Origin of the sequence: Streptomyces sp. ISL-36 (genome assembly GCF_018614205.1) — a bacterium.
In the GTDB taxonomy this organism is placed as follows: domain Bacteria; phylum Actinomycetota; class Actinomycetes; order Streptomycetales; family Streptomycetaceae; genus Streptomyces.
In genome coordinates, this window is the sequence record NZ_JAGGOS010000016.1 from 23,692 (window position 1) to 30,819 (window position 7,128).

A 7,128-nucleotide genomic window follows, 5' to 3' on the forward strand; every position below is an offset into this window, starting at 1 on the left:
CCTACTGCACGAAGGGGAAGCCATGACAGCGACGACCGACGGAAGCGCCGGGGCCGTGGGCCCCCAGGCGACCGCGGCCAACTCAACCGACACCGCGCCCGCGACAACCGGCCTGGACGAGGCCGCCGCGCGCGCCGCGCAACGCTCCGTCGACCATCTCCTCGGCCGTCAGGACGCCGAAGGCTGGTGGAAGGGCGACCTGGAGACCAACGTCACCATGGACGCCGAAGACCTCCTGCTGCGCCAGTTCCTCGGCATCCAGGACACCGACACCACCCGCGCCGCCGCCCTCCACATCCGCGGTGAGCAGCGCGAGGACGGCACCTGGGCCACGTTCCACGGCGGGCCCGGCGAACTCTCCACCACCATCGAGGCGTACGTGGCGCTACGCCTCGCCGGCGACCTCCCCGAAGACCCGCACATGGCCCGCGCCGCCGCCTGGATCCGCGACCGCGGCGGGATCGCCTCCGCCCGGGTCTTCACCCGGATCTGGCTCGCCCTCTTCGGCTGGTGGAAGTGGGACGACCTGCCCGAGCTGCCACCCGAGCTGATCTTCCTGCCGAAGTGGTTCCCGCTCAACATCTACGACTTCGGCTGCTGGGCCCGGCAGACGATCGTGCCGCTCACGGTCGTCTCCGCCAAGCGGCCGGTGCGCCCCGCGCCCTTCCCGCTCGACGAGCTGCACACCGATCCGTCCCGGCCCCATCCGGTCAAGCCCCTCGCCCCCGCAGCCAGTTGGGACGGAGTCTTCCAGCGACTCGACAAGGCGCTGCACCTCTACCACAAGGTCGCCCCGCGCCGGCTGCGCAAGGCCGCCATGAACGTCGCCGCCCGCTGGATCGTGGAACGCCAGGAGAACGACGGCTGCTGGGGTGGAATCCAGCCCCCGGCCGTCTACTCGGTGATCGCTCTCTACCTGCTCGGCTACGACCTGCAACACCCCGTCATGCGCGCCGGGTTGGAGTCCCTCGACCGGTTCGCCGTCTGGCGGGAGGACGGTTCGCGGATGATCGAGGCCTGCCAGTCGCCCGTCTGGGACACCTGTCTGGCCACCATCGCCCTCGCCGACGCGGGCCTTCCGCCGGACCACCCGGCGCTCGTCAAGGCCGCCGACTGGATGCTGGGCGAGGAGATCGTCAGGCCCGGCGACTGGGCGGTGCGCCGCCCCGGACTCCCGCCGGGCGGTTGGGCGTTCGAGTTCCACAACGACAACTACCCGGACATCGACGACACCGCCGAGGTCATTCTCGCGCTCCGCCGCGTCAAGCACCCCGACCCCGCACAGGCCGAGCGCGCCATCGCCCGAGGCGCCCGCTGGACCCTCGGGATGCAGTCGAGGAACGGGGCCTGGGCCGCCTTCGACGCCGACAACACCAGCGCCTTCCCCAACCGGCTGCCGTTCTGCGACTTCGGGGAGGTCATCGACCCACCGTCGGCCGACGTCACCGCCCATGTGGTGGAGATGCTCGCCTACGAGGGCAAGGCCCACGACCCCCGTACCCGCAGGGGAATCGAGTGGCTGCTGGCCGAACAGGAGGCCAACGGTTCCTGGTTCGGACGCTGGGGAGTCAACTACGTGTACGGAACCGGCTCGGTGGTCCCCGCCCTCACCGCGGCCGGTCTGCCCCGGTACGACCCCGCGATCCGCCGGGCCGTCGCCTGGCTCGTGTCCGTACAGAACGAGGACGGCGGGTGGGGCGAGGATCTGCGGTCGTACCGCGAGGAGGCCTGGATCGGGCACGGGGCCTCGACGGCCTCGCAGACCGCCTGGGCGCTGCTCGCCCTGCTCGCGGCCGGCGAGCGGGAGTCCGAGGCCGTGGCACGGGGCGTCGCCTGGCTCGCCGAGACCCAGCTCCCGGACGGCTCCTGGGACGAGCCGTACTTCACCGGCACCGGGTTCCCTTGGGACTTCTCCATCAACTACCACCTCTACCGCCAGGTGTTCCCGCTCACGGCGCTCGGCCGCTACGTGAACGGTGAGCCGACCGTCTCCAGGGAGGCCTGATGGGCGGAGAGCCGGGGCCCGCCGGCTCCGCGCCGCTGCTGATCGCCTGCGCGCTCGGCATCGAGCAGCTGGCCCTGCGCAGCGGCGGGCGGGACGGCGCGCCCGGCCCGTTCACCGTGGTGCGCACCGGCATGGGCCCCGCCCAGGCGCGCCGGGCCGTCTCACGGGCCCTCGGCCGGGAACCCTGGGGGGACGCCGCCGTGATCGCCTCCGGCTTCTGCGCCGGGCTCGCCCCGGGGATGCACCCCGGGGACCTGATCGTCGCCGACGAGACCCGCGGCCCCGACGGGACCACCCCCTGCACCGGGACCGATCTCCTGGTGAAGGCGCTGAGCCGGGCGCTGCCCGGGAAGACGATCCACACCGGCCCGCTGACCGGCTCCGACCATGTGGTCCGGGGGCATGAGCGGGCCGAGCTGAGGGCCACCGGCGCGATCGCGGTGGACATGGAGTCGGCCGCCACGCTCCGTACCGCGCTGACCGCCGGGCCCCGCCCGGTTGCGGCCGTACGGGTGGTCGTGGACGCTCCAGAACATGAACTGGTCCGGATCGGCACGGTACGCGGTGGAATATCGGCTTTCCGTGTTCTTCGTGCCGTCCTTCCCGCATTCTTCGAATGGCACCGTTCTTTGCTGCTCCCCAGGAGGTGAGCGAGTTATGGCCATGCCGCTCCGTCAGTCCATCCGGGTCGGGACCTATCTCTTCGAACAGAAGCTCCGCAAGCGGGAGAAGTTCCCGTTGATCGTCGAACTCGAGCCGCTGTTCGCCTGCAACCTCAAGTGCGAGGGCTGCGGAAAGATCCAGCACCCGGCGGGCGTGCTCAAGCAGCGCATGCCGGTCGCCCAGGCGGTCGGCGCGGTCCTGGAATCCGGGGCGCCGATGGTCTCCATCGCGGGTGGCGAGCCGCTGATGCATCCTCAGATCGACGAAATCGTTCGCCAGTTGGTGGCGAAGAGGAAATACGTCTTCCTCTGCACCAATGCCATGCTGCTGCGCAAGAAGCTGGAGAACTTCACACCCTCCCGGTACTTCGCCTTCGCGGTGCACATCGACGGGCTGCGTGAGCGGCACGACGAATCCGTCGCCAAGGAAGGGGTGTTCGACGAGGCGGTGGCGGCGATCAAGGAGGCCAAGCGGCGCGGCTTCCGGGTCACCACCAACTCGACCTTCTTCAACACCGACACCCCGCAGACCATCATCGAGGTGCTCAACTACCTCAACGACGACCTCCAGGTCGACGAGATGATGATCTCCCCCGCGTACGCCTACGAGAAGGCCCCGGACCAGGAGCACTTCCTCGGAGTCGAACAGACCAGGGAGCTCTTCAAGAAGGCCTTCGCCGGCGGCAACCGCGGCCGCTGGCGGCTCAACCACTCGCCGCTCTTCCTCGACTTCCTCGAGGGCAAGGCCGACTTCCCGTGCACCGCCTGGGCGATCCCCAACTACTCCCTCTTCGGCTGGCAGCGACCCTGCTATCTGATGAGCGACGGCTACGTACCCACCTACCGCGAGCTGATCGAGGAGACCGACTGGGACAAGTACGGCCGGGGCAAGGACCCGCGCTGCGCCAACTGCATGGCGCACTGCGGCTACGAGCCCACCGCCGTCCTCGCCACGATGGGCTCCCTCAAGGAGTCCCTCCGGGCGGTCCGCGAGACCGTGTCGGGAAACAACCGGTGATCTGAGGGAGCGGGGGAGCCCGCGACGCCTGTCGCGCGCGGGCTCCCCGGCCCGGGCCAGAGAGGGGGCCGAGCATGACGATTCTGGAGAACATCCGGGGGCCGCGCGACCTCCGGCCGCTGAGCGGCGCACAACTCGACGAAGTCGCGGAGGAGATCAGGCAGTTCCTGATCCAAGCGGTGGCCAGGACCGGCGGACACCTGGGGCCCAATCTCGGCGTGGTCGAGCTCACCCTCGCGCTGCACCGCGTCTTCGACTCGCCCGCCGACCGTATCCTCTGGGACACCGGCCACCAGAGCTACGTCCACAAACTGCTCACCGGCCGCCAGGACTTCTCCAAACTGCGCAGCAAGGGCGGCCTCTCCGGCTACCCCTCCCGCGAGGAATCCGTCCACGACGTCATCGAGAACTCGCACGCCTCCACCGTCCTCGGCTGGGCCGACGGTCTCGCCAAGGCCAACGAGGTCCTGAAGAAGGACGACCACGTCGTCGCCGTCATCGGCGACGGAGCCCTCACGGGCGGCATGGCCTGGGAGGCGCTGAACAACATCGCCGCCGCCAAGGACCGCCCGCTGGTCGTCGTCGTCAACGACAACGAGCGCTCCTACGCCCCGACGATCGGCGGCCTCGCCCACCACCTGGCCACCCTGCGGACCACCGACGGCTACGAACGGTTCCTCGCCTGGGGCAAGGACGTCCTGCACCACACACCCGTCGTCGGGAAGCCGCTCTACGACTCGCTGCACGGCGCCAAGAAGGGGTTCAAGGACACGTTCGCCCCCCAGGGCCTCTTCGAGGACCTCGGCCTGAAGTACGTCGGCCCCGTCGACGGCCACGACATCGGCGCCGTCGAGACCGCGCTGCGCCGCGCCAAGCGTTTCCATGGCCCGGTCCTCGTGCACTGCCTCACCCAGAAGGGCCGCGGCTACCATCCCGCGCTAGCCGACGAGGCCGACCGCTTCCACGCCGTCGGGGCCATGGACCCGCTCACCTGCGCGCCGATCGCCCCGGCCGCAGGCCCATCCTGGACCTCCGTCTTCGGTGACGCCATCGCCGACATCGGAGCCGAGCGGCCGGACGTCGTGGCGATCACCGCGGCCATGCTGCATCCCGTGGGCCTGACCAAGTTCGCCGAGCGGTTCCCCGACCGGGTCTGGGACGTCGGGATCGCCGAGCAGCACGCCGCCGTCTGCGCCGCGGGCCTCGCCGCCGGAGGGCTCCACCCCGTCGTCGCCGTGTACGCGACCTTCCTCAACCGCGCCTTCGACCAGCTGCTCATGGACGTCGCCCTGCACAGGTGCGGCGTCACCTTCGTCCTGGACCGCGCGGGCGTGACCGGCACCGACGGCGCCTCCCACAACGGCATGTGGGACCTGTCCGTCCTCCAGGTCGTGCCCGGCCTGCGGATCGCCGCACCCCGGGACGCCGAGCAGCTGCGGGCCCAGCTGCGCGAGGCCGTCGCGGTCGACGACGCCCCGACGCTGCTGCGCTTCCCCAAGGAGACCGTGGGCGAGCCGGTACCCGCCGTCGGCCGTGTCGGCGGCATGGACGTCCTGCTGCGGCACGAGGACGTCCCGCCACGGGGCTCCGACGTCCCGCCACGGAGCGCCGGCGTCCCGCCGCGGCACGGGGACGTCCCGCTGGGGCGGGCGGAGGCCGACGTGCTGCTCGTGGCCGTCGGCGTGATGGCGGAGGTCTGCCTGCAGACCGCCGGCCTGCTGGCGGGGCGCGGCATCCGCTGCACCGTCCTCGACCCACGCTGGATCAAGCCGGTCGACGAGGCCCTCGCCCCGCTCGCCGCGCGGCACCGGCTCGTCGCCGTCGTCGAGGACGGCATCCGCACGGGCGGTGTCGGCGCGGCGGTGGGGCAGGCCCTGCGGGACGCGGGTGTCGACGTACCCCTGCGCACGTTCGGGATCCCCGAGCAGTTCCTGCCGCACGCCAAGCGCGGCGAGCTGCTCGCCGACCTCGGCCTCACCCCGGTGGAGATCGCCGGACGGATCGGTGCGGCCCTGGCACGCAAGGAGAACGGTCAATGAGCAAGGAGTTCGACCTCGCAGCGCTGCTCGCCGAACGCGGCGCCGAGCGCTACGAGCTGCACACCCGGTATCTCAACCACCAGCTGCCGCGCATGCTCCACACGATCGGCTTCGACAAGGTCTACGAACGGGCCGAGGGCGCCCACTTCTGGGACGCCGAGGGCGGCGACCACCTCGACATGCTCGCCGGTTTCGGAGTGATGGGACTCGGCCGGCACCACCCCGTCGTGCGCAAGGCCCTCCACGACGTCCTGGACGCCTCGCTCGCCGACCTCACCCGCTTCGACTGCCAGCCCCTGCCGGGACTCCTCGCCGAGAAGCTGCTCACCCACAGCCCGCACCTCGACCGGGTCTTCTTCGGCAACAGCGGTACGGAGGCGGTGGAGACCGCGCTGAAGTTCGCCCGGTACGCCACCGGGAGGCCCAGGGTCCTCTACTGCACCCACGCCTTCCACGGACTGACCACCGGGTCGCTCTCGGTCAACGGCGAGAAGTGCTTCAAGGATGGCTTCGCCCCGCTCCTGCCCGACACCGCGATCGAGCTCGGCGACCTCGAAGCCCTGGAACGGGAGGTGCGCAAGGGTGACGTGGCCGCGTTCGTCGTCGAGCCCATCCAGGGCAAGGGCGTGCACGAGGCCCCGCCCGGCTTCCTGCGCGCCGCCCAGGACCTGCTGCGCGCCCACGGGGCGCTGCTGATCGCCGACGAGGTGCAGACGGGGCTCGGCAGGACCGGTGACTTCTACGCGTACCAGCACGAGGAGGGGGTCGAACCGGACCTGGTCTGTGTCGCCAAGGCGCTCTCCGGCGGCTATGTGCCCGTCGGGGCGACGCTCGGCAAGGACTGGATCTTCAAGAAGGTCTACTCGTCCATGGACCGGGTCCTCGTGCATTCGGCGAGCTTCGGCTCGAACGCGCAGGCCATGGCCGCCGGGCTCGCGGTGCTCTCGGTCATGGAGAGCGAGGGCACGGTGGCGCATGTGCGCCGGGTGGGCGAGCTGCTGTCGTCGAAGCTCAAGGCTCTCGTGCCGCGCTACGAGCTGCTGCACGAGGTCCGCGGGCGCGGGCTGATGATCGGGATCGAGTTCGGGCGTCCGTCGTCGCTCGGGCTGCGCAGCCGGTGGACCATGCTCCAGGCCGCCCGCAAGGGTCTCTTCGCCCAGATGGTCGTGGTGCCGTTGCTCCAGCGTCACCGGATCCTGACCCAGGTGTCGGGCGATCACCTGGAGGTGATCAAACTGATTCCGCCGCTGATCATCGACGAGGCGGACGTGGACCGCTTCGTGACGGCGTTCACCGCGGTGATGGACGACGCCCATGGAGGCGGCGGTCTGATGTGGGACTTCGGAAAGACCCTGGTCAAGCAGGCGGTCGCACAGCGCTAGGTGTATTGCCCCGGGAGGTTGT

Annotated in this window: 5 protein-coding genes; all 5 read left to right on the plus strand. The window is 70.7% G+C overall.

Features of this window, described 5'->3' with window-relative positions; translation table 11 throughout:
- The first annotated feature begins 22 nt into the window (after positions 1-22).
- Positions 23-2,005 carry a squalene--hopene cyclase gene (shc, locus tag J7E93_RS04395; protein WP_215065903.1) on the plus strand — a complete coding sequence of 661 codons (1,983 nt, stop codon included), beginning with the start codon at positions 23-25 and terminating at the stop codon, positions 2,003-2,005.
- The gene (locus J7E93_RS04400; RefSeq protein WP_215065904.1) at positions 2,005-2,655 is read left to right on the plus strand and encodes a 1-hydroxy-2-methyl-2-butenyl 4-diphosphate reductase; all 651 of its coding nucleotides are present in this window, start codon (positions 2,005-2,007) and stop codon (positions 2,653-2,655) included. The genes shc and J7E93_RS04400 overlap by 1 nt, the downstream gene beginning before the upstream one ends.
- A 7-nt stretch (positions 2,656-2,662) precedes the next feature.
- Positions 2,663-3,685 (plus strand): adenosyl-hopene transferase HpnH, encoded by a 1,023-nt coding sequence (gene hpnH, locus J7E93_RS04405; RefSeq protein ID WP_215065905.1) that lies wholly within the window; start codon positions 2,663-2,665, stop codon positions 3,683-3,685.
- A 74-nt stretch (positions 3,686-3,759) separates the two neighbouring features.
- On the plus strand, positions 3,760-5,724 hold the full coding sequence (dxs, locus tag J7E93_RS04410; protein WP_215065906.1) for a 1-deoxy-D-xylulose-5-phosphate synthase: 1,965 nt from the start codon (positions 3,760-3,762) through the stop codon (positions 5,722-5,724).
- Positions 5,721-7,106 (plus strand): aspartate aminotransferase family protein, encoded by a 1,386-nt coding sequence (locus tag J7E93_RS04415; protein ID WP_215065907.1) that lies wholly within the window; start codon positions 5,721-5,723, stop codon positions 7,104-7,106. Before dxs ends, J7E93_RS04415 begins: the two co-directional genes overlap by 4 nt.
- The last annotated feature ends 22 nt before the right edge of the window (positions 7,107-7,128 follow it).

Coding starts and splice junctions, on each gene's coding strand:
- shc (WP_215065903.1), top strand. CDS start 23: ATGACAGCGACGACCGACGGAAGCGCCGGGGCCGTGGGCCCCCAGGCG.
- J7E93_RS04400 (WP_215065904.1), top strand. CDS start 2,005: ATGGGCGGAGAGCCGGGGCCCGCCGGCTCCGCGCCGCTGCTGATCGCC.
- hpnH (WP_215065905.1), top strand. CDS start 2,663: ATGGCCATGCCGCTCCGTCAGTCCATCCGGGTCGGGACCTATCTCTTC.
- dxs (WP_215065906.1), top strand. CDS start 3,760: ATGACGATTCTGGAGAACATCCGGGGGCCGCGCGACCTCCGGCCGCTG.
- J7E93_RS04415 (WP_215065907.1), top strand. CDS start 5,721: ATGAGCAAGGAGTTCGACCTCGCAGCGCTGCTCGCCGAACGCGGCGCC.